Annotated in this window: 21 protein-coding genes and 8 tRNA genes; 4 read left to right on the top strand and 25 right to left on the bottom strand. The window is 49.2% G+C overall.

Annotated features, from left to right (window positions below; translation table 11 throughout):
• Window positions 1-44 precede the first annotated feature (44 nt).
• The 18 genes from prfA to ACTQ3A_RS02800 all read right to left on the bottom strand — a co-directional run bounded on the left by prfA (window position 45) and on the right by ACTQ3A_RS02800 (window position 14,041).
• Window positions 45-1,121, bottom strand: a complete 1,077-nt coding sequence (gene prfA, locus ACTQ3A_RS02885) for a peptide chain release factor 1 (RefSeq protein WP_441493966.1) — start codon at window positions 1,119-1,121, stop codon at window positions 45-47.
• Between the two features lie 16 nt (window positions 1,122-1,137).
• Window positions 1,138-2,007: a peptide chain release factor N(5)-glutamine methyltransferase gene (gene prmC / locus ACTQ3A_RS02880; RefSeq protein WP_441493967.1), complete on the bottom strand. Its 870-nt coding sequence runs from the start codon at window positions 2,005-2,007 to the stop codon at window positions 1,138-1,140.
• A gap of 223 nt (window positions 2,008-2,230) precedes the next feature.
• Entirely contained in the window at window positions 2,231-2,431 is a 201-nt protein-coding gene (gene rpmE, locus ACTQ3A_RS02875) for a 50S ribosomal protein L31 (RefSeq protein WP_441098995.1), read from the bottom strand.
• A 318-nt stretch (window positions 2,432-2,749) separates the two neighbouring features.
• On the bottom strand, window positions 2,750-4,597 hold the full coding sequence (gene rho / locus ACTQ3A_RS02870) for a transcription termination factor Rho (RefSeq protein WP_441493968.1): 1,848 nt from the start codon (window positions 4,595-4,597) through the stop codon (window positions 2,750-2,752).
• 249 nt (window positions 4,598-4,846) lie between these two features.
• Window positions 4,847-4,926: transfer RNA gene (locus ACTQ3A_RS02865), tRNA-Leu, on the bottom strand.
• Window positions 4,927-5,019: 93 nt separating this feature from the next.
• A tRNA-Lys gene (locus tag ACTQ3A_RS02860) sits at window positions 5,020-5,092 on the bottom strand.
• Between the two features lie 7 nt (window positions 5,093-5,099).
• A tRNA-Gln gene (locus ACTQ3A_RS02855) sits at window positions 5,100-5,171 on the bottom strand.
• A gap of 20 nt (window positions 5,172-5,191) precedes the next feature.
• Window positions 5,192-5,265: transfer RNA gene (locus tag ACTQ3A_RS02850), tRNA-His, on the bottom strand.
• Between the two features lie 66 nt (window positions 5,266-5,331).
• A tRNA-Arg gene (locus ACTQ3A_RS02845) sits at window positions 5,332-5,405 on the bottom strand.
• Window positions 5,406-5,431: 26 nt separating this feature from the next.
• Window positions 5,432-5,502: transfer RNA gene (locus ACTQ3A_RS02840), tRNA-Gly, on the bottom strand.
• A 4-nt stretch (window positions 5,503-5,506) separates the two neighbouring features.
• Window positions 5,507-5,581, bottom strand: a tRNA-Pro gene (locus ACTQ3A_RS02835).
• A gap of 166 nt (window positions 5,582-5,747) precedes the next feature.
• Complete coding sequence (locus ACTQ3A_RS02830; RefSeq protein ID WP_441493969.1) at window positions 5,748-6,233, bottom strand: metallophosphoesterase family protein; 486 nt, start codon at window positions 6,231-6,233, stop codon at window positions 5,748-5,750.
• Window positions 6,234-6,306: 73 nt separating this feature from the next.
• Entirely contained in the window at window positions 6,307-6,918 is a 612-nt protein-coding gene (gene rdgB, locus ACTQ3A_RS02825) for an RdgB/HAM1 family non-canonical purine NTP pyrophosphatase (protein ID WP_441476133.1), read from the bottom strand.
• Window positions 6,919-6,976: 58 nt separating this feature from the next.
• Window positions 6,977-8,143 (bottom strand): THUMP domain-containing class I SAM-dependent RNA methyltransferase, encoded by a 1,167-nt coding sequence (locus ACTQ3A_RS02820; protein WP_441493970.1) that lies wholly within the window; start codon window positions 8,141-8,143, stop codon window positions 6,977-6,979.
• Window positions 8,144-8,458: 315 nt separating this feature from the next.
• Window positions 8,459-9,874: a UDP-N-acetylmuramoyl-tripeptide--D-alanyl-D-alanine ligase gene (locus tag ACTQ3A_RS02815; RefSeq protein ID WP_441099000.1), complete on the bottom strand. Its 1,416-nt coding sequence runs from the start codon at window positions 9,872-9,874 to the stop codon at window positions 8,459-8,461.
• A 99-nt stretch (window positions 9,875-9,973) separates the two neighbouring features.
• Window positions 9,974-11,014, bottom strand: coding sequence for a D-alanine--D-alanine ligase family protein (locus tag ACTQ3A_RS02810; protein WP_441493971.1), 1,041 nt, complete (start codon window positions 11,012-11,014; stop codon window positions 9,974-9,976).
• Window positions 11,015-11,503: 489 nt separating this feature from the next.
• On the bottom strand, window positions 11,504-12,973 hold the full coding sequence (locus tag ACTQ3A_RS02805; protein ID WP_441493972.1) for a L,D-transpeptidase family protein: 1,470 nt from the start codon (window positions 12,971-12,973) through the stop codon (window positions 11,504-11,506).
• 141 nt (window positions 12,974-13,114) lie between these two features.
• Window positions 13,115-14,041, bottom strand: a complete 927-nt coding sequence (locus tag ACTQ3A_RS02800) for a class I SAM-dependent methyltransferase (RefSeq protein ID WP_441099003.1) — start codon at window positions 14,039-14,041, stop codon at window positions 13,115-13,117.
• 218 nt (window positions 14,042-14,259) lie between these two features.
• On the opposite strand from ACTQ3A_RS02800, the gene ACTQ3A_RS02795 reads away from it, so the two are divergent.
• Window positions 14,260-14,330, top strand: a tRNA-Gly gene (locus ACTQ3A_RS02795).
• Between the two features lie 221 nt (window positions 14,331-14,551).
• Here ACTQ3A_RS02795 and ACTQ3A_RS02790 read toward each other — a convergent pair.
• The gene (locus ACTQ3A_RS02790) at window positions 14,552-15,124 is read right to left on the bottom strand and encodes a hypothetical protein (protein WP_441486639.1); all 573 of its coding nucleotides are present in this window, start codon (window positions 15,122-15,124) and stop codon (window positions 14,552-14,554) included.
• A gap of 486 nt (window positions 15,125-15,610) precedes the next feature.
• On the opposite strand from ACTQ3A_RS02790, the gene ACTQ3A_RS02785 reads away from it, so the two are divergent.
• Together ACTQ3A_RS02785 and ACTQ3A_RS02780 are read left to right on the top strand one after the other, a co-directional pair.
• Entirely contained in the window at window positions 15,611-16,390 is a 780-nt protein-coding gene (locus ACTQ3A_RS02785) for a MarR family winged helix-turn-helix transcriptional regulator (protein ID WP_441486640.1), read from the top strand.
• A gap of 223 nt (window positions 16,391-16,613) precedes the next feature.
• Window positions 16,614-17,318 (top strand): helix-turn-helix domain-containing protein, encoded by a 705-nt coding sequence (locus ACTQ3A_RS02780; protein WP_441486641.1) that lies wholly within the window; start codon window positions 16,614-16,616, stop codon window positions 17,316-17,318.
• A 50-nt stretch (window positions 17,319-17,368) separates the two neighbouring features.
• Here ACTQ3A_RS02780 and ACTQ3A_RS02775 read toward each other — a convergent pair whose 3' ends face one another.
• Window positions 17,369-18,331 carry a hypothetical protein gene (locus ACTQ3A_RS02775; RefSeq protein ID WP_441486642.1) on the bottom strand — a complete coding sequence of 321 codons (963 nt, stop codon included), beginning with the start codon at window positions 18,329-18,331 and terminating at the stop codon, window positions 17,369-17,371.
• Between the two features lie 480 nt (window positions 18,332-18,811).
• On the opposite strand from ACTQ3A_RS02775, the gene ACTQ3A_RS02770 reads away from it, so the two are divergent.
• Complete coding sequence (locus ACTQ3A_RS02770; protein ID WP_441099008.1) at window positions 18,812-19,288, top strand: gamma carbonic anhydrase family protein; 477 nt, start codon at window positions 18,812-18,814, stop codon at window positions 19,286-19,288.
• A 165-nt stretch (window positions 19,289-19,453) separates the two neighbouring features.
• Here the strand turns inward: ACTQ3A_RS02770 and rny are convergent, their stop codons facing one another.
• The 5 genes from rny to ptsP form a co-directional block, all read right to left on the bottom strand.
• Entirely contained in the window at window positions 19,454-21,025 is a 1,572-nt protein-coding gene (gene rny, locus ACTQ3A_RS02765) for a ribonuclease Y (RefSeq protein WP_441099009.1), read from the bottom strand.
• A 165-nt stretch (window positions 21,026-21,190) separates the two neighbouring features.
• A complete protein-coding gene (locus ACTQ3A_RS02760; protein ID WP_441099010.1) occupies window positions 21,191-21,727 on the bottom strand; it encodes a regulatory protein RecX in 537 nt (178 codons plus the stop codon).
• A 38-nt stretch (window positions 21,728-21,765) separates the two neighbouring features.
• The gene (gene recA, locus ACTQ3A_RS02755; RefSeq protein ID WP_441099011.1) at window positions 21,766-22,851 is read right to left on the bottom strand and encodes a recombinase RecA; all 1,086 of its coding nucleotides are present in this window, start codon (window positions 22,849-22,851) and stop codon (window positions 21,766-21,768) included.
• Between the two features lie 631 nt (window positions 22,852-23,482).
• Window positions 23,483-24,928 carry a glycogen synthase GlgA gene (gene glgA / locus ACTQ3A_RS02750; protein ID WP_441099012.1) on the bottom strand — a complete coding sequence of 482 codons (1,446 nt, stop codon included), beginning with the start codon at window positions 24,926-24,928 and terminating at the stop codon, window positions 23,483-23,485.
• A 194-nt stretch (window positions 24,929-25,122) separates the two neighbouring features.
• Complete coding sequence (gene ptsP / locus ACTQ3A_RS02745; protein WP_441099013.1) at window positions 25,123-26,772, bottom strand: phosphoenolpyruvate--protein phosphotransferase; 1,650 nt, start codon at window positions 26,770-26,772, stop codon at window positions 25,123-25,125.
• Between the last annotated feature and the right edge of the window lie 5 nt (window positions 26,773-26,777).

The raw sequence follows: 26,777 nt of genomic DNA, 5'->3' as shown, positions 1-26,777 counted from the left end.
GCCTTCGTGCTTTAACAGGCATGAGCGTTCTCGCGCTGTTTATTTTATTGCTCCTGTAATTTCGCAAGCTTTGCCGCCTGGTCGGCAGCAATGAGGCTGTCGATCAGCTCGTCGAGGTCTCCATCCATTATGCTGTCAATTTGATGCAGGGTGAGATGTATTCTGTGGTCTGTCACACGGCCCTGAGGAAAATTATAGGTCCGGATTTTCTCGGAGCGGTCTCCGGTTCCGATCTGGCTTCTGCGCATCTCGGCTTCTTCATCGTGCCGTTTCTGCTGTTCGAGGAAGTACAGCTTGGCTCGGAGCAGAGCCCATGCCTTGGCCTTGTTCTGAAGCTGGCTTTTCTCTGTCTGTGAATAAATGACGATTCCGGTAGGCAAATGGGTGAGACGCACGGCGGAGTCTGTCGTGTTGACACACTGTCCGCCATTCCCGGACGCGCGCATGACATCGATACGGACATCCTTGTCCGGAATATCTATGCTGATGTCATCGGTGACCTCGGGCATGACCGCAACCGTGCAGGTCGATGTATGAATTCTTCCTCCGGATTCGGTTGCCGGAACCCGCTGCACCCGGTGTACACCGCTCTCGTATTTCAGGCGGGAATAGGCGCCGCGGCCGATGATCTTGAAGGTGCACTCCTTGCATCCGCCAAGACCGGTCTCTTCCAGATTGACCAGATCAGTCTTCCATCCCCTGCTGTCTGCGTACTTCATGTACATGCGGTAAATTTCTGATGCGAAAAGAGCGGCTTCCTCACCGCCCGCTCCGGCGCGGATCTCAAAGATAACATTTTTCTCGTCGTTCGGATCCTTCGGCAGGAGCAGAAGCTTCAGCTGCTGTTCGAGATCTGATTTCTGACTGCGAGCGCTTTGTAGTTCTTCCTTGAGCATCTCGCGCATTTCCGGATCGTTTTCAGATTCCAGGAGCTCAAGGCTTTCGGAGATGGCGGCCTCATTTTTCTTGTAAGCCGCATAGGTATCCGCGACCGGCTGCAGTTCTGCCTGCTCTCGCATCAGGCTTTGCAGACTTGCCGGATCGCCGGCAGTATCCGGGTCGCTGAGCCGGTTCAAAACCTCTTCCAGCCGGAGCTGCACATCTTCCAGCTTCTCAAACATAGCTTCCACCTTTCTGTCAGCGGAGGTAACAGCCGGAGGCGACACGATCGTTTCCTCCGAGATCTTTCGTGATGCAGACGTCATGATATCCGAGGCGCTGCAGAATCCTCCGCATATCCTTTCCCTGATTATATCCGATTTCCAGAAAAAGATATCCTTTCTGTCCCTTTCGGAAATGCTTCCGGGCCTCCTCTGCGATTTTTTCTTCGAAATAGAGCCCGTCTTCATGTCCGTCAAGGGCCTGATATGGCTCGTGGTCCCGCACTTCGGGATCCAGTCCGTCGATGACCCCGGTTGGAATATAAGGCGGGTTGGAGAGAATTACGTCATATTCCTCTCCGGCGGGAAGTGCCTCAAAAAGATCTCCGCAATAAAAAACAGCGCGGTCTTCCTGCACGCCCAGAGCTCTTCTGTTTTTTCGAGCGATATCGAGCGCTTCGGGCGAAAGATCGGTGCCACTTCCCGTTATCCCGGGACAGCTTTTCAGAAGGGACAGCAGGATGCATCCGCTGCCGGTGCACATGTCCAGAATATGCCAGCCACTCTCCAGAATCTTCTCTGCCTCTTCTACCAGAGTCTCGGTATCCTGTCTCGGGATCAGAACAGCCGGGCTGACGGAAAAACAATTGCCATAGAACCAGGCCTGACCGGTCAGGTACTGGAGCGGAATGCGGCGGCTGCGCTCCGTCAGAAGCCGGGAGTATTCCGCCGCAGCATCCGCGGGCATAGGCTCCTCGGCGTGCAGCAGGTACCAGCTGCGCGTAATGCCGGTTACATGCTCCATCAGAAGCCATACATCGGTTTTGGCGTCGGCAATTCCGGAAGCGGACAGCAGACGAATCCCGTAGTGATACCAATCATGGAAAGATTGTAAACGATCGGTCATTATAGATTCCCTCGCGTATATCCGCATTCTTGCAATCCGGATATTTAGTGGTCATTTTTATACAGCAGAATTATACGATAACATGACGATGGGTGCAAGAGAACTGTCTGAGACGAACCCTGCAGTTCGGCACGGACGATCTTCCGCTCGATATGTGAAAAAACGAGCCGGAACGAATGTTCCGACTCGTTTCTGTTTTCTGATAAGTGCCGCAAATTCTACGTTACTTAAGACCGTATTTCTTGTTGAATGCATCAATACGACCACGAGCCTTTGCTGCCTTCTGCTGTCCGGTGTAGAACGGATGGCATTTGGAGCAGATCTCGACGTGGATCTCCTTCTTTGTAGAACCTACCTTGAAGGTGTTCCCGCAGTTGCAGGTAACGGTAGCTTCATAATACTCTGGATGAATGCCCTGTTTCATGTTTTCACCTCTTCCAATTCATATCTGGTAAATTTATTGGTATGCTGTGTCTCAACTTTCGTATCAGATTAACAGCCTTATCATCATACCACGGGAATATCTGTTTTGCAACTGATTTTTGACATGTGTTCTGCATTTTTGACCCATTTTTGACATCTATTCTGCAACTGGTTTTTGACGTGTATTCTGATACCCACGTATTCTGATACGGTTCACGATCATCAAAGCGGCTGTTGAAAAAACGGTTGAAAAACTGTTTAGGTCCCACTGTCCATCACACGGTCTGTGACGGATGCAGTCCGCTGCCATCAGACGAGATCAGACAATTCGCTGTTTTTTCAGCATCTGAACAAGTTCCCGGTTGTTTCTCGTATGGGTGAACATGTTCAGTACATTTTCGCCTGCTTCTTCGGCGCGAAGACCGTTCAGCGCACGGCGCATGTTGTTTACCGCCTCGAGTTCATCCGAATCCAGAAGCAGGTCCTCTCTTCTGGTTCCGGACCTTGCGAGATCGATGGCCGGGAAGACACGTCGCTCCTGCAGCTTCCGGTCAAGGATCAGCTCCATGTTGCCGGTGCCCTTGAACTCCTCATATACAACGTCATCCATTTTGCTTCCGGTGTCTACGAGTGCAGTCGCGAGAATGGTGAGGCTTCCGCCCTCACGCATGTTCCGGGCGGCACCGAAGAACCGTTTCGGCATGTGAAGGGCTGCGGGATCAAGACCTCCGGAGAGGGTTCTTCCGCTCGGCGGAACGACCTGATTGTACGCTCTCGCAAGACGGGTGATGCTGTCGATAAAGATGATGACATCCTGTCTGTTCTCAACCAGGCGTTTGGCACGTTCGATTACCATTTCCGAGACTCTCTTGTGATGCTCCGGAAGCTCGTCGAAGGTGGAATAGATAACTTCGACGTTCTTTCCACGGACAGTTTCCCTGATATCAGTAACTTCCTCCGGACGTTCGTCGATCAGGAGAATGATGACATGCATCTCTGGATTATTGCGGAGGATCGATTTTGCAGCTTCCTTCAACAGTGTCGTTTTTCCGGCCTTTGGCGGAGAGACGATCATTCCTCGCTGTCCTTTGCCAATGGGGCTGACCAGGTCTACAATCCGCATCGCAACCGGTCCGCCCGGCCGCTCCAGATGAATGCGTTTATTTGGAAAAATGGGCGTCATATCTTCAAAATTCATCCGGCGCGCATTGACATAGGGGTCAAGACCGTTCACGCTTTTAACAAACAGAAGGGCGGAAAATTTCTCGTTCTGTGATTTTATTCTTGTGTTGCCGGAGAGAACATCTCCGGTTTTTAAGTGGAATTTCCGGATCTGAGAAGGAGAAACGTAAACATCGTCATCTCCCGGAAGGAAATTTTCCGAGCGGATAAAGCCGTATCCGTCAGACATGACTTCCAGTATGCCATGGGCTTCTGACCCGCTGTCGAGCTGCCCGAGTTCCTGACGCATCTGTTCGTTTTCGTTTTCGTCAAAAGCGTCATTCTGACGTTCGTCACTATTTTGAGATTCGTATCCGCTCTGGCGGTCGCTGCTGTTCGGGCGTTCATATCCGCTCTGGCGGTCGCTGTTGTTCGGGCGTTCATATCCGTTCTGGCGGTCACTGCTGTTCGGGCGCTCATATCCGCTCTGGCGGTCACTGCTGTTCGGGCGCTCATATCCGCTCTGATGCTCGCTGTTGTTCTGACGCTCGCGGGATTCGCTATGCCGGAAATCTCTCCGGCCGCCATAATCGTTTTCGCTTCCGCGGGAGGAGCTTCTCCGGCTGCCGTTCTCGTTTCTGGAATGACCGGTTTTTACTGTCTCCGTTTTCTGAGACTCTGGTTTTGAGAATTCTGGCTTCGAGGAATCTATTCTCGAGGAATCTGTTCTCTGAGAGCCTGCTCTTAAGGAACCTGCTCTCGAAGAAGATGTTCTCGAAGAATCTTTTCGAGTGTAGCCTGATCTTACGTGATCTGTTTCTGAGGCTTCTGCCCCGGAAGATTCTGTCCCCGGGACTTCTGCTTTTGCAGATTCCTTTGCGTCTTCCTCGAGCATGCGGTTAATCAGCTGTTCCTTCCGCATCGCCGTTGTTCCTTTGAGCTTTCTGGATTTCGCGATTTCCCGAAGCTCTTTTAATTGTAATGATTCGTACTGTTCTCTGGTCATATCGTCCTCTCTTTTAAAACACTCCGGGAATGTAATCCGGAATTGCTGGTGCGCTGTTATAACGCTCCGGGGATTTAACCCGGAATAATTGATGCGCTGTGCATACAGGGTACGGCCGTTTCCCTGATAAGATGCGATCTGGCGTGCCGCTCAGAAATATGCCGCGTAATCCGTTTTTTGAAGAATAAAATCAGGTCACATGGATTTATATAATCTCAAATGGGAAAAAAGATGAACGGATGTGAATGCTGCGGCTAACAGGACTCGAACCTGCATGGTTTCCCAACGGGACCTAAACCCGCCGCGTCTGCCAATTCCGCCATAGCCGCATGGTGTACAGCTTTTCATATCCGTCTGATGTAGAAACTGAATGATATAGAAAAAGAGATGACAGAACGTCATCTCTTCTGGTCATCACAAAATGAAGCATCGGGGACTCGAACCCCGGACAACTTGATTAAAAGTCAAGTGCTCTACCACCTGAGCTAATGCTCCGAATGATCTGGGCCAGCCGGATTCGAACCGGCGGATGCAGCAGTCAAAGTGCTGTGCCTTACCGCTTGGCGATAGCCCATTATGTCGCCATCACGGCAGGGTGGATAGAGGGATTCGAACCCACGATCTCCAGAGCCACAATCTGGCGCGTTAACCAACTACGCTATATCCACCATAGTAATTAAATTGAAACCGGAACCTGCGGTGCTGAATGATCCAGCGCTATATCTGGCTCCGAGCGTGCCTGAAGGGATTCGAACCCCCGACCCACGGCTTAGAAGGCCGTTGCTCTATCCAGCTGAGCTACAGACACGTATGTATTCTGATTGAGAATACAAGAGCAGGTGATGGGAATCGAACCCACGTATCCAGCTTGGAAGGCTGGTGTTCTACCATTGAACTACACCTGCGCAGTCGGGGTGACAAGATTCGAACTTGCGGCCTCCTGGTCCCAAACCAGGCGCTCTAGCCAAACTGAGCCACACCCCGAGAGACACAGGACGTACAGATCCCACAGATCCGAACTATCCGAACTCGCTCAACGCAAAAACTAGTATATTATAAGATTTTGCGGTTGTCAACAAAAATATTAATTAAATGTGTCGGAATTTTAAGGCAAATTCAGGTAAATTCCGAGAAAATTCCCTGCGGTAAGTTAATCCTCCAGCTCTTTTATGGCAAAGTGAATATCATGGTGTCTGTCTATCTCAATTACACCGAAGGTAGGTTTTCTGCCGATCTGTCTGGGATAACTGAGGGATCCGGGGTTCATCAGCGTCAGTCCGCGGCTTGTCTCAAGATAGGGCTTATGCGTATGCCCGAAGAGACAGACATCAACATTCCTGCTTTCGGCTTCCTCGCGGATCGCCGAGGGGCTTAGGGAGACTCCGTACCGGTGGCCGTGACATACCCAGAATCTGTAATCGTCGATTGTCACATTGAGATCCGCCGGCAGGCTGCTGTCCCAGTCATTATTGCCGGAAACCATATATGTCGGGCAGTCCGCGTATTCCTGAATCGTGTGTTCCTGTCCTTCAATATCGCCACAGTGGAAGACAGCGTCATAAGGTCCGGTTGTGTTCAATATTGCCTGCAGACGATCTATATTCCCATGTGTATCACTGATTACAAGTACTTTCATTCTGTGCCCCTCCGTATTTCTGATCTAGGGTTTGCCGCACTTCCGACCGGGTGGTCCGGTTCAGATTGGATGGTCAGTCCAGCTCATTTCTGAGAAGACGTTCCATTTCACGAAGAGCTTTTCCTCTATGGCTGATTTTGTTCTTTTCTTCCGGGGGAAGCTCCGCTGTGCTGCAGCTCATGTCGGGAAGCATGAAAATAGGATCATATCCGAAGCCGTTGGTTCCACGTTCCTCATAGCCGATTTTTCCTTCGATGACCCCCCGGGTCGACAGAGTCCTGCCGTCCGGGAGTACCGCTGCCATCGCACATACAAATCGGGCGGTTCTTTCCGGAACGGGAACGTCTTTCAGGTTTTCGATGATTTTTGCGTTCTTGATTCGGTAAGAAGTGTCATGACCCATCCAGCGGGCGGAATAAACGCCGGGAAGCTTATCCATGGCGTCCACCTCAAGACCGGAATCATCTGCCATCACAATAGCGCTGCGATATCTGTCCGGGAGAACCGCCGCAATGGCTCTGGCCTTGATGAGAGCATTTTCAGTGAAGGTTTTCCCGTTTTCCTCGATGTCGCAGGAGATTCCTGCATCGGCCATGGACAGAATGGTGACCGGCAAACTGCTCATGATCTCCCGGATTTCTGCCAGTTTGTCCTTATTGCCTGTTGCAAAAATGATTGTATGCATTCGTATTTCCTTTCGCTTCTCTTCTGTATCTGGAGATTCCCGCCTGCTGAGAACCGTATCAGCCTTCTGATTCCGGGTGAGGCTTGCGGCGCGGAGGCTTCGGCCCCGGGTACTGGTAAAAATATGTCTTCATCATTCCGTTGTAAATCTTCCGATTCTTTGGTGCGGTTCTGCCGATGTATCGCTCTGCGTCCGGATAGCCGCTGATGACGTACAGAGACCAGGTGTCCAGTTTCGCAAAGCGTTCCCCGAGGGTTCTGTAAAGCGCCGGAAGCGCGCTTTTCTCTTCCAGACGTTCGCCGTAAGGCGGATTCGTCACAATAAAACCGTATTTTCCCGGATGAGAAAGCTCGGAAACCGGACGCTGCTGAAAATGGATCATGTGATCGACACCGGCCAGCTTTGCATTCTCACGCGCAAATCCGACTACCTCGCGGTCAATATCATAGCCTTGAATATCGGTCTGCACATCTGTGCGTACCCTGTCCTCCGCCTCTTCTCTCACATCTGACCAGCTTCTTTCCGGAATCAGATGTTTCCATTCCTCAGACAGAAAGGACCTGTGGATACCGGGAGCCATATCCGCGGCCATCATGGCAGCCTCTATGCAGAAAGTTCCGCTTCCGCAGAACGGATCCACGAGAATTCTGTCGGCCTTCCATGGCGTCAGCATCAGAAGGGCAGATGCGAGAGTTTCTGTGATCGGGGCTTTTGCGGTGAACTGGCGGTATCCTCTTTTGTGAAGAGAGGTACCGGTCGTGTCCAGTCCGACTGTGACCACATCTTTCAGAAGGGAAACCCGAATCGGGTACGGCTCTCCGTCTTCCGGGAACCATTCGACCTTGTATTTCTCCTTCAGACGCTCCACGATCGCTTTCTTCATAATGGATTGTATGTCAGACGGGCTGAAGAGTTTGCTCTTAATGGAGTTTGCCTTGGCAACCCAGAATTTTCCATGCTGCGGGATATAGCGTTCCCACGGCAGTGACTTCGTGGCCTCGAAGAGCTCATCATAGGTTACGGCCTTGAACTGGCCCACTTTAAGAAGAACCCGTTCGGTTGTACGGAGAAACATGTTGGCATAGGCAACAGCTTCCGCGTCTCCTTCAAAGGTAACCTTTCCGTCTTCTACTTCCGTTATCTCATAACCGAGATCGATGATCTCCCGTTTCATCACTGCTTCCAGCCCGAAATGACAGGGCGCGATCAGCTCATATCTCTCCATGTAATTCTCCTGTGTAATACTGCCGGATATGTTCTCCCCATACGAATGGATTTCACGGCAACTTCCGGGTGCGGATCCATAAGCTGTGTTATCTGACGATTTTTGCGTCTGGTAAGAGAAACGCCCCGGTAGGGGAGCTACCGAGGCATTTCGAGGGGAGTATAAATAATTAATAAGGGGTTATTAATTGTAAAAAAAATTTTTTGAAGGGTAAATTCTTTTTACGTATAGAATTATATAACAGGCTTAATAAAAATGCAACAGAAATTTTCCAAATAGACGTATTATTCGTGCAATGAGGCAAATAGCTGTTGCTCATTTCTGGAGGTCGGTTACAATTCTGCCAAATTCCATATAGTGGGATGCCTTTACGAGAATCGTGTCTCCGTCCCTGAAAAGCCCTGGAACTTCTTCTAAAAATTTGTCGATGGTCTTGAAGTGCCGGATATCGGTCCTTCCGGCCGAAGTCTTACGTGCGCCCCTGCAGATTGCCTTGGAAAGCGGTCCAACGCAATATATTGCATCGAGCTTTAGTCTGCCGGCATGTGCACCGACTTCCTCATGCAGCTGCTCGGATTCATTGCCCAGTTCTCCCATATCTCCCAGAACCGCTATTCTCCTGCCGGAGCCCTCCTGCAGAATATCAAGCGAAGCCTTCATGGAGGCGGGGTTTGCGTTATAACAGTCATCTACGAGAGTAAAACGTCCGGTGTGGATGATATGAAACCTTCCGCTTAAAGACTCACAGCTTTCGATTCCGCTGCGAATCTGATCAAGGGTTAGGCCATAGGTGAGACCTGCCGCGGCGCCTGCAAGCGCGTTATAGATCATATGGGTGCCGGGAAGGGGAATCAGTACCAGGAAGCTTCCGGCCGGAGTGATAATCCTGCATTTGGTGCCGTCAAGTCCCTGCGGTTCAATCTCATCGGCGTAGAAATCATTCGGATGTGAATAACCTTCCTTCGAAAGACCAAAACGAACCGGTCTGACACCGGATTTTTCCTCAATGGTCGAAAGCTTGTCATCATCGCCGTTGAGGATGATGTGGCCGTCAGAGCTGAAGAAATCAAAGACCTCTGACTTTGCCTTCAGGATACCGTCTCGGCTTTTCAAAAATTCCAGGTGCGCCGTTCCGATATTTGTCATGATCACGGTATTTGGATGAACGATGGATGCAAGGCGGTGCATCTCACCGAAATGATTGATGCCCATCTCGATGACGCCGATTTCGTCCTCTTCTCTCATCCGGAAAACGGTCATGGGGACGCCCAGCTCATTATTGAAGTTTCCCTCTGTTTTCAGTACGCGATATTTCTGGCTGAGTACAGCGGCTGTCATCTCCTTGGTACTTGTCTTCCCGACGCTTCCTACGATGCCGACAATCGGCTTATTGAGCTGTCTGAGATAAAATTCCGCGATGTCCTTTACCGCCTGCAGCGTGGAAGAAACTGTGACAGATGTGATCTCCAGGTTTTCAGGAATTTCATATTCCTTACGGAGCGTTTCCGGATCCTTTTCAGTGAGGACCGCTGCGGCGCCTGCTTCTATAACCTGTCGGATAAACCGGTGACCGTCTGTCCGTTCGCCGCGGATCGCGACGAAAAGGCAACCCTTGGTAACCTTTCTGCTGTCTGTGACAATATCGGTCACGGTAAATTCTCTTTTATCCTCGGGTCCGTCGTATTTTCCGTCTGTTACCAGTGCAATATTGGACAGAGTAAGATTTTTCATGAATGCGCCTCCGAACAGCTTCCGGATTGAGGAAGTCTGCCGCACAGGGACAATCCGGATTTAATATTAGTGTACGCCCCGCCTGCGGGGTTGGAGTGGTTATTGCTCATATCTTTTCAGAGATACGTCGATCAGTTTCTGACAGAGATGATCAAAATCGATTCCGACAGCCGCTGCCTCCTGTGGTACGAGACTGGTTGGCGTCATGCCGGGAAGTGTGTTGACTTCCAGACAGAACACCTTCTGATCAGATTTCCGCACGAGGAAGTCCATGCGGCCGTAGCCGATCAGGCCTATGGCGTCTGCTGCCTTTATGGCCTCTTCCTGTATCTTTTTTGTGAGATCATCTGAGATGGGAGCGGGACAGAGCTCCTCGGTCGCTCCTGCGGTATATTTATTCCGGAAGTCATAGTAACCAGTTTTCGGAGTAATCATAACTACCGGATAGGCTTTGCCGTCGATGACACAGCAGGTGAATTCACCGCCCTCAATGAACTCTTCGATGACAGCAGAGCTTTCAAGGCTGAAAGCAAGATCAATCCCATTGCGTACATCCTCTTCCGTGCGGCAGATTGTGATCCCCACTGAAGAACCTCCGCAACAGGGCTTGACAATGACAGGGAGTTCCATGCCGAACTCCGATGCGCTTCTGCGGGAATCTCCGCGATATATCGTGATGCCTGACGGTGTATTTACACCGGAGGCCTGAAATACCTGCTTGGTTCTGGATTTGTCCATTGCGATTGCGCTGCTGATATAATCCGTGCCAGTGTACCTGATGCCGAGCAGGTCAAATGCTGCCTGTACTCTTCCGTCTTCGCCGTTTGATCCGTGAAGCGCAAGGAAAACAATATCAGCTTCTTCACAAAGCGCAATTACATTGGGGCCGAAAAAGCTCCGGCGGCTCTTTCTGGCTTCTTCCAGCTGCGGATTGAAGCCTTTGATGTATTCTGCGGCTGCGTCCGTGTCGTATTCACCATCGAATGCTGTAGCCGGGTCTGCCTCCTTCCAGCCGAAAAAAACATCCAGAAGGATGGACTGGTGGCCAAGCCTGCGTAAAGCCTTGCAGATTCCGGTTCCCGATACGATGGAAACTTCTCTTTCGGTACTTGTTCCTGCTGCGAGCACTACAATTTTCATATTCGACTTCCTTTTTTCTTAATTTAAGACTTGTATTTTGTCTTCTGTAGTAAAACATGTATTTTGTCTTCTGTGTAGGACTTGTGTTTTGCCTTCTGTAGTAAGACCTGTATTTTGTCTTCTGTGTAGGACTTGTGTTTTGTTTTCTGTGTAAAACTTTGTTGTCTATGTTAGACTTTTTATCTTCTCGCCTGGTATACGACGGATATTATGCTTGTTTTTCTTCCCCGCTGCGACCGGAAAAGGGCATCCGCCGGACGCGCATGTTAATCGCATATCACGCGCGGATGTCATGCGGAACTTTTTGCGTGGACAGGACACATGCGCTGGTCAGACCAACAGGTTCATTGTAGCAGTATCCGGAAAATTTGCAATCCCGAAATCAGAGACCGCCTGAAGTTCCGAGATCAGAAATCAGAGACCGCCTGAAGTTCCCACTGGGAAATAAGCGGTCTGTGCGGTCATTGTCCGGAATCCGGGGTATCCCGGTTACTGATTCGAAAGCGCAACGTTTGCGGATGCATCGGCACTGGTGGGCTGCGGGCCTACCGGCTGGTCCTCCGAATAGTACACGACAACGGGATATCCGACATCCATCACATCGAAGATCTTTGCCGCGGCATCCTTCGGTGTGTTGATGCAGCCGTTTGATCCGTTGGTCAGATAGGTATTCTTGTTCTCAAACTGGGCTTCGGTTCTCCAGTAGGCATCGTGAATTCCACAGGAGTCGACAAAGGGAAGCCAGTAGCTGATCTTTACGTTGTGAGCCTCGGGGAAGGTGGTGTTGCTCTCTTTTCCGTCGATGGCATATACACTTCCGGACGGAGTATCCTGGCCCAGCGAATGGTTTCCGGTGATCACCGGGGTGTCTACGATCAGGGTGCCGTCCTTATAGCACCACATCTCCTGTTTGGTGATGCAGATTTCCACATAGGTGCCTCCGATATCATTGGCACCGCGGTCGAGTGCGCTGTACAGATAGATGGGATCACGCTGCCCGCTGTCACCGTTCAGGATGGCGTTATATAGATCGTTGGTGGTTTCTTCCTGATAAATACACCAGCCGTAGTCCCCGCCGCCCTCGAGCTGAATCTCCTTGCCGCTCGTTGTGCGGAATTTGCGGGAGAGACCGTAGGTATCGGTCTCATAGGCCATGTTTTTTACCCATTCGGCAAGCTTGTCCTTGCTGAGGGTATATCCCTCCTTGTCATCCTCGACCAGAAAATCACGGATGTTGGAGCTGTTAATGGTAAATTCCTGATCGGCCAGGTTATAGGTGATATTGATGTTCAGCAGCTTGTTGATGTCAGCTGCCTTCTCCTGGATATCCGAAGAGCTCTCATTTTCGGTTGGCTTCTCATAGAGGTCCAGATCCTCAAAATTAATTTCCGTTTTGTGATTTTCAATTGCGTTGATAATGGCTGCCTTTGTCTTTTCGTAATTCAGAGTGTTGCCCTGAACGCTTTCGGAAACGGTAAAGTCACTGCCATTATCGACAATTTTCGCATTTTCCGGCGCCTGAATATCGGGAGCGGAGAAGGCGTTCATCTTATTCATTACATCTTCGATAGAACTGGAATCATAGGTGTACCCAAGAGGAATGTGGTATTTTTTTCCGAGAGTGATGTGGAAAATCCAGAATCTGGAATCTTGATCATCCAGGAGTTTATCTACAGTGCCGTCGTCCTGATACGTCAGGTAGATCTGATCTCCGGTGATCTTGTCTGTGACATTGTTTCGCTCTTTGCAGGTAAGCGTGTACTTGCGCATCTGATTCTGGATGGCATACCGCGCCTGGTCAGCGGTCATCTCGCCGACATTGATGCCGTTTATGGTTGAATTGTTGTAAAAGTGTGTCTTGAAATGGTAGATGCCAAAGGCATAAATACCAATCAGAATAAGAATCAGAAGTACCAGAAGAAACAGCATACTTACCAGATTCTTGGAAAGTTTCTTCATATATCTAAAGTCCTTTCTGCAGTTTTTCTTTTATAAAATTCTTTATTCGCTGACCTTTCGGTAATTCTTCTCTAAAGAATCCCTTGTGGAATGATCTCCCTGCTGCCTTTTATAAGGCCCGCGTTGGGTTTTCTGAAATTATTACATTCCGTCAGGTTCGCCTGTTCGCATCCAACGTCCTGTTGATCCGCACGGAAGTACGAGGCCGGTGGAGGTGACCGGAAGCCCGATTTCCGAGGATTCGATCTTTCCCCCACGGTCCGCAAGTGCGACAGAGAGCATATAGGTGAGTACGGAGGGCGCCAGGCCGGTTGTATAGGAATTGATCAGGCAGAAAATCGCATCGTCGCTTAGAAGCTTTGCGCAGAGTTCAAGAAACGGATAGATGTTTTCCTCCATCTTCCAGATCTCTCCTTTCGGACCTCTTCCGTACGAGGGGGGATCCATAATGATCCCGTCATAATGATGGCCTCTCCGGATCTCCCGTTCGATGAACTTCGTACAATCATCCACGAGCCAGCGGATCGGGCGGCCTGACAGACCGGATGATTCCGCGTTTTCCCTTGCCCATGTTACCATTCCTTTGGAAGCATCGACGTGTGTGACCTGCGCACCGGCTGCCGCTGCCGAAAGTGTTGCGCCTCCGGTATAGGCAAAGAGATTCAGGATACGGACCGGTCTTGTCATCCCGGTCTCAGGATCCAGGTCACCGGAATTTTCGCGCCGTTTTATTTCATCTCTTATCTTTGCCGAGCACCAATCCCAGTTGACAGCCTGCTCCGGAAACAGTCCGGTGTGCTTAAAACTGAATGGCTTGAGATTAAAGGTGAGATTGCGATAGCGGATCTGCCATTGTTTCGGAAGATCGAAGAACTCCCATTCGCCGCCGCCCCTTGTGCTTCTATGATAATGGCCACTGCACTTTCTCCAGCCGCGCGCCTTCTTTTCTGTATTCCAGATGACCTGAGGATCCGGGCGGATCAGAAGATAATCACCCCATCGTTCCAGCTTTTCACCGGATGAGGTATCCAGTACTTCATAATCGTTCCAGTTATCTGCTAACCACATTTTTATAACCTCACATATTAGAAATGTATCAGAATGGGCTTATTATACGTTATTTCATTTATTAATTCAATGTGTAACCCTACGTATAAGATCAACGGTAAGGGCGAAACGGTAAAAGCACCGGAAAGATCAAGTAAGGGCGAAACGGTAAAAGCACCGGTCAAAAAACAACATTGATTTTGACATCGGGTTGTGTTATAGTAATCTTTGTAGTTGATGCAGGTGTAGTTCATCGGTAGAACACCAGCTTCCCAAGCTGGGGAGGCGGGTTCGATTCCCGTCACTTGCTTTTGAAAGCCCCTGAGACCTTTGTTTATTTCATGGTTTCAGGGGCTTCGTCTGTTATTGTGTTATGGAAGCGGGCGAACTTCCGGGCTCAGATGTCTCGGCATCGAAGATCACCGCGTCCGAAAGCGTATCAAGTATCTGAAGGAGTATTTCGCGTCCGAAGGCGTATCGTATACGGGTCGTGTGCACAATGAAAAAGCGGATTTGTGAAAGACCCGATTTTCATAAACGAATCGTCTGCATAGACGCAGACAGCAGAGTCTGATACTCTTTCACCAGATGATAAAATGTACCTTTGCGTACCCCTGCTTCTTTCATGAATTCGACGGCAGTGATCCTTTTCGCTGTCCACTTCGGGTATAGTTCATACCAGTTTTCAGGGAAGCTGATCTTTTTTCTCCCTCCCTTAGCGTTGGAACCGGATCGAATCTCGAATGCAGGATCATTCATCAGATCTTCAAAGACATTGATCAGCGTCTTCAATGCGATCGTGTTTGTCATGCTGTCGATCTGACAGGTGACGGGATATCGGGCAATGGCGAGCGTGACGTGATGACGCAGCATCCATTTCAGTTCTTTCAGAATCTCTGCCTTGTTCCTTCCGAAATTGCTGACGGTTGAGGTGATCACCAGTCCCTTTTCTGCGGAAAGATTCTGCTTCATCATCCGGTAAGCCAGATTATCTCTTTCGGAGTCCCGGTAAAGATCATAGGAGTCGTAGATTCCGCCGCAGATCCGTCGAATCAGATCCTCGTCTGTTGTTTCATCGCCGTAATTATATACACAAACCGCCATATATATTGCTCCCTCAATTCCGGTGCTCTTCTGCTGTCTCGATTCGTTTCTTGTTCAAGATTACCACAAATCTAAAAAATCTGAAATATGATCCTGTTTTCTTTTTTCATATATCGTCATTGATGTTCCGGTGAATAGCTGGTCTGATCGTTGATATGGTGAACTACTTGGCAAGAAGCTGCCAGGCAGCTCACCATGCCAGGTTTCATTTACGCGAACAGTGAGCCGCAGCCGAATGCGAAGTATTCGTGTGCGGCGAGCGTCGCGATAGCGAGATAAAACTCGCACAGCGTGTTTTATCTCGTTGTGAACAATTTATGAAATTGGTTATGTACCTTGACAGTTCGTCGAATATCAGATATTATTTAGGCACCTAATTAAAAGAAACCAAAACAATGTGTCCTCCAAGTGGGGCACCACATAGTGTATAAGCTACGGATTGCTCCGTGCTTCGCACTCTCGCGATCCTGAAAGAGGGAATATAATATGAATAATCAGATTAATGCAGATACAAATACAATATTAAGAAACCAAGATGTGGCAGATACCATCCCGGATGCTAATGTTTGCAGCGGATGCGGAAAACACTGCTCTCTAAAGAATCCGTCCTGTGGGAAGGGAGCGGCACTCGCCAGGGAGCGCGGAATAACAGTGAGTGGGGGCGAGACCGGATTTTCCGGTCGCCCGAGCCAATCTGTGCATTCCGTCCGTACCGGTCATCCCGGTCAGTCCCGCCATTTCGATTCTTCTGGCCGTACCGGTCATCCCGGTCATTTCAGCCATCTTGATCGCTCCGGTCATTTTGACCACGAAGGGTCAGATGGCAGAGATGGTCATAAGAATTATCACAGACATTCCCGTCACGAGAATTATGATTTCGAGAACTGTGAGGATCTTGATCTTCTCTTTCGAAGCTGCGCGCATATGCTTCACCACAAGGAACGGCGAAGCGGTTCGCGGGAGCAGATTCTGACATATCTCATGGAGAATGGCAGTGCTTTTCAGAAAGATATTCAGGAAGAGCTTCGGGTTCAGCCTGGATCGGTTTCAGAGCTTCTGTCGAAACTTGAGAAGAATGATTTGATTGTCAGAAAAAAAAGCAGGTTGGATAAACGTGCTGTCATTATCAGTCTTACCCAAAAAGGAGCAGCGGAGACGAAGGTACGGCTGCAGAAAGAAGAGAATTCTCCGTTTGATGTGCTGACTGACGAGGAACAGGAGACACTTCGAACTATTCTCAGAAAGTTATTGTCCCCTGAAGACTGAAAATGTATTGTAAAGGCAGTCTCGGCATGGTTCTCTTTTCTGATATTATCGGGTATAATAATAAAGAAAAATAATCAGGTTATAAATTTCAGACGACAAGCCTCTCTTCAGTATGTTCGAACGGTTGAAAGCGGAAACGATGATAAGATCCGTGTGCTATGAACCCGCACGGCCGTGTGAAAACAGTCAGGTCGGGCAATCTGAGCAGGTATCGGAGGATTCAATGGATTTAGATAAAGCAATTGATCTGCTGATAAAGAATAAATACCTGTTTTGGGTATCGGAAAACCATACTGACAGTGAATTCAGTATCATCAGATATAAGGTTCTGCGTGGAGAACATCGCGGTATGATTCAGATTCATTACCGCTCGGGAAAGGTATTTATGATAGACGCCGACGCGGAAATGATGGAAAAAAATTCGGACCTTTCCGGGATCAGTCGTAATCTGTCCGGATGCGGCAGGACCATTAAAGATGAACTCCTTCGTGAGCTTTTTATTCAGGGAAACGTGATGGAGTTTCTTGCCAGAGTTCTGAGCGGTTCATCTGAGGACGAAAGCGTCGGCGAAAAAACGGTTATCCGTTCGATCCCGAAATATGATCGCGAAGTTGTGGACCGCTTTATCAGGTACCTTGAGGAAAACCCTGATGATAATTCCAATATCCGGGAACTGGCACAGCAATTCGCGATGAGTGCCGGAAAATTGCAGAATCTCTTCCACTATTACACCGGTATCACAGTTAAGGATTACCGTGACAGGGTTCGAATTGAAAAAGCCATTCACCTGCTGAGCGAGACCGATCTTCCGCTCTTTGCCATTGCAAAAGAAGTCGGTTTTCGCAATTCCAGCAGCTTCAGTGTTTTTTTTAAGAATAATACAGGAAAAACGCCCGGGGAAATACGCACAGCGGCTGCATATCAGTGATATGCAGCCGCTGTTCACGCCTGTGCATGTTGAAAAACAAATTCAAATAGTTATTCCGGCTGCCAGAAGGTTGCCGTGACAGATGTCCAGTCATCGTTACAGGTGTACATGATGATACCTCCTGCATTGATATTGCTTGCGCTTCTGCCGTCGGCGGTAACGAGATCATAGCCTGTATTAGTCGCCTGAGCTGTTTCTGTGCAGATATAGGTGGTGATTGTCCCGTCGGTGTTCTTGATATAAGCTTCCGTTCCCGGCACCACGGATTTGATGGCGTCAAACCCCTGAAAATTGTGGTCGCCAATCCATACTTCATCAGAATTGGAGAAGACCATGTATGCTGCACTGTCCTCTGCGTCACAGATGGCCTGGGCTGCCTCGTCTCCGGTATTGTCATCGACATAATTCAACGCGACATTGATGCCTGCCGATGGGATGAACAGACGTCCGACATTCCCTGTTGTGCCGTTGAAAGAATACTCGATTCCATCCGCGTTGTAATAATTTCCGTCAATCCATCCGGTCTGCATTACGCCGTCTTCATTAAAATAATAATTTTCACCGTCAATGGAAGCATTTCCGGTTGTAAGAGTACCGTCCGAGCCAAGGTAATAGGTACTGCCGTTTTCGGAATACCATCCGGTCACCTCATTTCCTGCTGCGTCAAAACGGTAGGTGTGACCATCGATGACTTTCCAGGAATTCGTGACCGGTATATTCTCAATAAAATATTTTCCATCGGACCATCCGTTCAGGTAAACGGGTTCTTCTGCTTCTGAAGAATAACTGGTTTGTGATCCGGTTGCGGCAGAGGTAATGGTTTTGGCAGTCTTCGCGTCAGAACTGGTGCGGTCAGCGGAAGATGCAGTTGCCATTGTTTCTGGAGAAGATGTCTCCTGTATGGTCTGAGCAGCGTATGCTCTTGCCGGGGCTTGTGCCTGAAATGCTGCCGCTGCGCTGCCTGCGATGATGGTTCCTGAAATGATTCCGATTAATAATTTTGATGCTGCCATCTGAATCTGCCTTTCTTGTGTTTCGGGTTACCCTGCTGCTTTTAAAATGTGTGTGGCGAAGGCCGATCAATATGAGGACGGGTGGACAGGACCACAGCTCGTATCTCGGTTTGCGCAGTGGTATCGCAGTGCTTGTTCTGCCTTGTTCAGCGGTAGCTCCGATTATATTTTGCTTTGCTCTTATCCAGTATAGATTGTATCGCTGTTGTTACAAGAGGTCTGGAGTTTTTATGTTTGAATTCGAAAGAACCTGATTTAAATTCAAAAGATAAATAGACGGATTCGAAATAAAAATGAACAGATTCAAAATATCTGATAGATGGATCAGGCATTGTTACCGCCGGTCCGTAAGAAGATTCAAAAAAGCAGAAAGTGGTATTCCGGTCCATGCGTCCCTGTGATACTATGAGACAGGAGGCTCTCTGGAAGACGCCTTCATAGAACAGATAAATGATTTTTATCAGGGAAAGAAGGATGGGAATGAGAAAAATAGACGAATCCGTTTTTCAGGCGGACGGCAGCCGTATTGTCGGCGAAGTTGAGATCGGGAAAGACTCGGGGGTATGGTATAATGCAGTGATTCGCGGCGTCCCTTCCCAGATTAAGATTGGTGAGAGAACAAATGTGCAGGACAATGTAGTTATTCACGGTGATCCGGAGTGCCCGGTTGAAATCGGAGATAATGTTACGATCGGACATTCTGCGATCGTGCACGGGTGCACGGTCCGGGACAATACACTGATCGGAATGGGAGCAATTATTCTGAACAGAGCAGTGATCGGAAGTAACTGTATCATTGGCGCCGGGGCTCTTGTAACGCAGGGATGTGTGATACCGGATAATTCGCTTGCATTCGGAAGTCCGGCGAGAGTAATCCGCATGCTGACGGATGAGGAAATCGAGGGAAATCGTATCAGTGCACAGCATTATGTGGACTTTGCGAAAGAATTGATGTAACTGGTCTTTGCGACGCAAAAAGATATGTATGAATGATGTAATCGTTCGATATCGGAGAAACAGTTCAGGGCTTGCTTCGCAGCATTCAGAAAAGGCTGCCGTATCATTCTCTATTTGAGAACAATACGACAGCCTTAAGTTTTCACTGGCTGAATTTGTGCCGGGTTATTTCGCGTAATCGGTTACGCGGCTTTCACGAATTACATTGACCTTGATCTGCCCCGGATACTGCATACTGTCCTCAATCTTCTTGGCAATATCGCGAGCAAGCAATACCATGTCGGCATCGCTTACCTGATCCGGAACAACCATAACACGTACTTCTCTTCCTGCCTGAATTGCAAAAGACTTCTCTACACCCTTGAAGGAATTGGTAATATCCTCCAGGTCCTTTAATCTGTTGGTATAAGCCTCCAGGGTCTCGCGGCGAGCTCCTGGTCTGGCTGCGGAAATAGCGTCTGCTGCCTGAACGATGCAGGCGATCAAAGACTGCGGCTCGACATCTCCATGGTGAGATTCTACCGCATTAACGACAATGGCGGGTTCCTTGTATTTCCGGCAAAGATCCGCCCCGATCTGTACATGAGATCCTTCGACCTCATGGTCTATGGATTTGCCGATGTCGTGAAGAAGACCGGCTCTCTTGGCCATACGGATATCCAATCCGATCTCGCCGGCGAGAAGGCCGGAAAGCTGAGCAACTTCAATTGAATGCTTCAGGGCATTCTGCCCATAGCTTGTACGGAAAGTCATGCGGCCGAGGAGCTTTACAAGCTCCGGATGGATGCCGTGAACTCCAACCTCAAGGAGCGCGGCTTCACCCTCCTCACGGATCCGGTTGTCAACTTCTTTCTTGGCTTTTTCGACGGTCTCTTCGATGCGTGCCGGATGAATGCGTCCGTCAACGATCAGCTTTTCCAGAGCGATCCGGGCTACTTCCCTCCGGATCGGATCAAAGGATGAAAGCACGACAGCCTCCGGGGTATCGTCGATAATGAGATCTACACCGGTAGCCTGTTCGAGGGCACGGATGTTTCTTCCCTCACGGCCTATGATACGTCCCTTCATTTCATCGCTAGGAAGCTCAACCACAGAAATCGTAGATTCAGATACATGATCCACAGCGCATTTTTCAATCGCTGTCACTACATATTCCTGTGCTTTCCTGTCCGCGTCTTCCTTCGCTTTGTCTACATAATCCTTGTAGAGCTTTGCCGCATCAATCTTTACTTCGTCTTCAACAGATTTTAACAGAAATTCTTTTGCTTCTTCGGAGGTCATGCCGGAGATTCTCTCCAGCTCCTGTACGCGTTGGTTCTGTAATTCATCAACCCTTTTCTCTTTTTCGAGTAATTTCGCTTCCTTTGCTGAAAGATTTCCCTCGCGCCGCTCAAGATTGTCTGCCTTTTTCTCGACAGATTCCTCTTTCGCGAGCACTCGTTTTTCATACTTCTGCAATTCCGCGCGGCGTTCGCGATTTTCCTTCTCTCTTTCGTTTTTCAGCTTCAGGTTTTCCTCCTGAGCTTCGAGAAGGGCTTCGCGTTTTTTGGTTTCAGCAGTTTTCAGTGCCTCATCTATGATGCCTCGAGCCTGTTCCTCGGCAGTGCCTATTTTGGTCTGATCTTCGCGGACCTTTTTTGCGACTGCCAGCTTGCTGACTAGCGGAACTGCAATAAGCAGAGTAACAATCACAGCAATGACCGCGACAATCACATGGATGATTATCGGGTTAATCATTACAAATGTACCTCCTTATTTTGTTGTCACAGTTCAATACCAGTATTCATTTTATACATTTTTCACAATATTGTCAACGCTGTGATAGACGAATTGTCAAAAACTGACTGAATGGAATTGTCAGAAAGACGCGCGGTGAGACTTGAAACTGATGAGTAATTGAAGCTATCTTTCGGCTGCTTCCTGAAAGGTTCGGAGAGACTTCCAGATTTCAGACGAAGAAAATCCCTTCCGTGCCAGAAAACCATAGGTCCTGCGGAGCTCTTTATCATCCATTTCATGAGGCTCGCCAGCCTTTTTCCGGATGAGCTGTTCTATCAGCTCTTGCTCATCGTATGGCACTTCCTCAAATGCCTGACGGATCTCCTCTTCCGTGACGCCTCTGTCCTCAAGTTCGCGCCGGATCATATTCCGGCTTTTGCGAAATTTCATGGATGAGATATAATTCTCCGCGTATTTCTCATCATTAACATATCCGAATGACTGACAGTATTCGATCGCTTTGCTGGTCTGCTCCTCCGGAAAGCCTTCTTCCAGCAGCCGGTTTCGAAGCTCCTGCCTGGTTCTGCCCTTATAAAGCAGAAGCTTCATTGCTCTTGCTGCTGCTTTTCTGGAATCATCGGTCAGCACAGGAGGCTTCGGGGAGTCCGGAAACTCTCCATTTCGATTGCTCGCAAATGATGCAGCATTCCATTCTTTCATAAGTCCTCTCTGCCTCCTGACAATGCGATTGGATCGGCTTACTGTTCTTCAGTATCGGTCGTTGCCGGCGCAATGTCGGCGGGAGCTGCCTCTGAGGCTGCCCTGTCTGTCGGAAGACCATATGCCTCACGAACCTTGCTCTCGACTTCTGACATTACCTCGGGGTTCTGAGCCAGAAATTGCTTCGCATTTTCACGTCCCTGCCCGATCTTTTCACCAAGATAAGAATACCATGCTCCACTCTTGTTGATAATTCCGAGATTGGCGGCAAGATCCAGGATATCTGCCTCTCTGGATATGCCCTTTCCGAACATGATATCGAACTCTGCTTCCTTGAAAGGCGGAGCCACCTTATTCTTCACCACTCTGACACGGGTATGGTTGCCGATTACCTCGCCGCCCTGCTTCAGAGATTCAATTCTGCGCACATCAAGACGAACCGAAGCATAAAACTTCAGCGCGCGGCCGCCGGTGGTTGTCTCTGGGTTTCCGAACATAACGCCGACCTTTTCGCGCAGCTGGTTGATAAACACAACGACACAGTTTGTCTTGCTGATCGCCGCCGTAAGCTTACGGCACGCCTGAGACATCATTCTCGCCTGCAGACCCACGTGAGAGTCGCCCATTTCCCCGTCGATCTCAGCCTTCGGGACGAGGGCGGCAACCGAATCGACGATGATAATGTCGATGGCGCCGGAACGAACCATTGTCTCGGTGATCTCAAGTGCCTGCTCGCCGGAATCCGGCTGAGAAATGTACAGATTATCGATATCTACGCCGATGTTCTTCGCGTAAACAGGGTCGAGGGCATGCTCAGCATCGATAAATCCTGCGATCCCGCCCCTCTTCTGCACCTCTGCGACCATATGAAGAGCTACCGTGGTCTTACCGGAAGATTCCGGCCCGTAGATCTCCACGATTCTTCCTCTCGGAATACCGCCGACGCCGAGAGCGATATCAAGGCTCAGGGACCCTGTCGGAATCGCTTCGATATTCAGATTCGCGCCCTGGTCGCCGAGCTTCATAACCGCACCCTTTCCAAACTGCTTTTCGATCTGACCGAGAGCGGCGTCAAGCGCACGCTGCTTGTCCTGATTCTGATTTGAACTATTATTAGATGCCATGATAAAATCGTCACTGATAACGCAGAAAAAGGATGAATCCCGGGTCAGCCGGGCCGTCCTGTATCTGCCGTTTTCGAGTGGACTCTCCTTTCCTGTGAGATCATGTCCTGAGGGAATCAAACGTCAAAAACGAACATTTGTTCGCAAACCGGTTATTATACTACACTACTTTCAAAACGTTGTCAATGCATTTAATTGTACAATGGAGTGCTAACGGGGCGTTAATAATACTAAGAAGAGAAAATGAAAGGTATGGACAGCTTAAGAGAAACAGGGATGCTGGATAACAAATGGAGATGAAGAAAAGAAAGCATAAATAAGATCATGCGGTTCGAGATGTGATTTTATTATATCTTTAGAAAACAACTTCGTCAATGTAAAAAATAAGCTCTTCGAAAACGCTTTCCAGGCTCGTCGCACGCGAAGCGCGCGAAAGAGCCTGGAAGCGATTTCGAAGGCAACAAGTATGAGGACGAAGTGACGCGAAAGCGGCACGGGAGTACTCATACTTGTTGAGGATTGCGGGAGTGCGAAGCACGGAGCAATCCGGAGCTTATGGAGCGAACAAGAAGGAAAACGCTTTCCAGGCTCGTCGCACGCGAAGCGCGCGAAAGAGCCTGGAAGCGATTTATCAGTAGCCGATCAGCCAGTCATAGAGCTCCTGATACTCCAGTGCGGAACGATACCAGGAGAAATCAGCAGCCATTGCCCGGTCGATGATTTTGTTCCACTCTCTTCTCTTATCATAGTAGATCCGTTCTGCATACCGGATAGTTCCCAGCATTTCATGTGCATTGTAGTTTGCGAAGGAAAAGCCGGTTCCTGTGCCTTCATATTCATTATACGGCTCTACGGTGTCCTTGAGACCTCCTGTCTCGCGGACGATCGGTACCGTTCCGTAGCGCAGAGCCATCAGCTGGCTGAGACCGCACGGCTCAAAGAGCGACGGCATGAGAAAGGCATCACAGGAAGCATAGATCTTGTGTGAGAGGTCATTCGAATAATAAATGTTCGCGGATACCTTCTTGTCATACTTCCATGCAAAATGACGGAACATGTTCTCATATTTCGGATCACCGGTTCCGAGAACGACAAGCTGAATGGCATCCTGGCAGATCTCGTCCATCATGTAAGCGATCAGGTCGAGACCCTTCTGGTCGGTCAGGCGGGATACAATTCCGATCATCATCACCTTCGGATCAATCTCGAGTCCAAGCTCTTCCTGAAGCGCGGTTTTATTCTTCTGTTTTTCCTTTCGGAAATTCTTTGCGTTATAATTCTGAACGATAAGCGAATCTGTTTCCGGGTTGTAAACGTCATAATCAATGCCGTTGACGATACCCCGCAGATCGTGCGCGCGGGCGCGCATCAGGCCGTCAAGGCCCTCTCCGTAAAACGGTGTCTTGATTTCCTCTGCGTAGGTCTTGCTCACGGTGGTGATGGCGTCTGCATAGACGAGCCCGCCCTTCAGATAGCTTCCGTCCTTGTTGTATTCCATCTTGTCCGGTGTGAAATAGTAGTCCGAAAGGCCCGTGATGCTCTTCATCGTCGCGGTATCCCAGATGCCCTGGAACTTCAGGTTGTGAATGGTCATCACGCTCTTTATCCCACGGAAAAATTCGTTGCCCTGGAACCGTTCATGCAGATAGACGGGAATCAGTCCGGTCTGCCAGTCATGACAGTGAATAACATCCGGGCGGAAATCGATGATCGGGAGGATTGACAGAACAGCCTTGGAAAAAAACGCAAACTTTTCAAGATCCCAGGGCATGCCACCATAGATCTGATCACCTGCAAAATGCTCCTCATTATCAATGAAATAATAGGTGATGCCCTCGTATTCCATCTTGAAGATACCTACGTACTGCTGTCTCCAGTTGAGATCCATGTAGAAATTGGTGACATATTCCATCTGGCTGGAATATTTCTCGGCGATCTTTGTGTATTTCGGGATTACCACCCTGCAGTCGTAATATTCCTTGTTCAGACATTTCGGAAGAGAACCGACAACGTCCGCAAGTCCTCCGGTTTTGATAAACGGGACACACTCAGATGCTGCAAATAGTATTTTCTTCATCGCTTCTGAAAAACCTCCTCGGGCAAATTGAATAATTTCCGGAATTCTCCTCTCGTCTGAGGGAAAATTCCGGATTCTGGGACGCGGCTATAAACAAAAAATGCGTCTGAACCAGAGCCTGCAGGAAAAATCATCATTATGCATGATATAATGCCGTGCAGTATAAAAAGATTTGTATATTTTTATTATATCTGTTATTCCTGTGAAAAACAACAGGACTTTGTGTCCTTTCCGGCATAGCTCTTCCGAATGGCTTCTCTTACGGGAAGTATCATGGACGGAGATACCGAAAGTTCATCGACGCCCATCTGCAGGAATGTTTCGGTCAGGGAGGTGTCTGCACCGAGTTCACCGCAGATGCCGACCCAGGCGCCGCCGGCATGACCATTCTCGATGACCTTCTGGATCAGCCTGAGTACTGCCGGATGATGCGGGTTATAGAAGCGGTCCAGTTTGTCATTCTGACGGTCCATGGCAAGTGTATACTGTGTGAGGTCATTGGTTCCGATGCTGAAGAAGTCCACCATCCTGCCGAGCTCATCGGAGATAATCGCCGCGGCAGGGGTCTCAATCATGATGCCTTCCTCCACATTGCCGAAGGGAACTCCATCTGCGGACAGCTCTGCGCGTACAGCTGCCGAGATTTTCTTGATCTCTTCAACCTCCTCCGTGGAGGTGATCATCGGATACATCACGGAGATGGTTCCGTAGGCGCTCGCCCGATAGATGGCACGGAGCTGAGTCTTAAAAATCTCCGGACGGGTCAGGCAGATGCGAATAGCACGGAAGCCGAGCGCGGGGTTGTCTTCCTTGTCGAGATGGAGATAATCCGCCTGCTTGTCGGCACCAATGTCGAGCGTGCGGATAATAACCTTTTTGCCTGCCAGTGTCTGCGCAACGGCCTTGTAGGCCTGAAACTGCTCTTCTTCCGTGGGTATGCTGTCTCGTCCGATGTAGAGGAATTCGCTTCGGAACAGGCCGACACCGCCTCCGTCATTTGCCAGAACAGAGGCAAGATCCTTAAGACCACCGATATTGGCGTACAGGTTGATCTTCCTGCCGTCAACAGATACGTTATCCTTTCCCTTCAGTTCCTGGAGAAGACGCCGTTCCTCCAGATCCTTGTCCTGTTTTGCTGTCATCTCATGGATAATTTCCTCATCCGGATCCAGGTAGAAGGTACCAGTATGTCCGTCAACGACGGCCATTCTTCCGTCCCAGGAAGGATCAACCGGAATATTGATGAGCGCGGGAATATTCATGGTCCTTGCAAGGATTGCAGTGTGGGAGTTCGCGGAGCCGAATTTTGTTACAAACGCGAGAACCTTATCCTTGTCCAGCTGAACGGTTTCACTGGGCATGAGATCGTCGGCGGCTATGATCACAGGCTGATCGAAGGTGGCCGTCGTATCCTTGCCGGAAAGCACGGAGATCACCCGTTCGGAGATGTCCTTCATATCTGCGGAGCGAGCCTTGAAGTATTCATCTTCCATTTCAGCAAACATTTTGGAGAAATTCTCGCCGGTAACTGCGGTCGCGTATTCGGCATTTACTTCTTCGTTTTCTATCATGTTGTGCACGGAATCGTTGAAGTCATCATCCTCAAGCAGCATCGCGTGAACTTCAAAAATAGCGGCATTCTCTTCTCCAACTTTCTTCACTGCGTCATCGTGAAGCTTTTTGAGCTGCTCGATGGCTTCCTTTCTCGCCTTATCATATCGCTCAATTTCCGCTGCGGTGTCCTCGATTTTGAAGCGTTTCACGATATTTTCCTTTTTTCCGTAAAACATGATTCTTCCGATTGCGACACCCTTGAAAATGGCTTTTCCCTCAAATTTTTCCATATGCC

Origin of the sequence: Bilifractor sp. LCP21S3_F8, assembly GCF_052117805.1 — a bacterium.
Lineage (GTDB): Bacteria > Bacillota > Clostridia > Lachnospirales > Lachnospiraceae > Bilifractor.
This window is presented reverse-complemented; position numbering and strand designations above follow the sequence as displayed.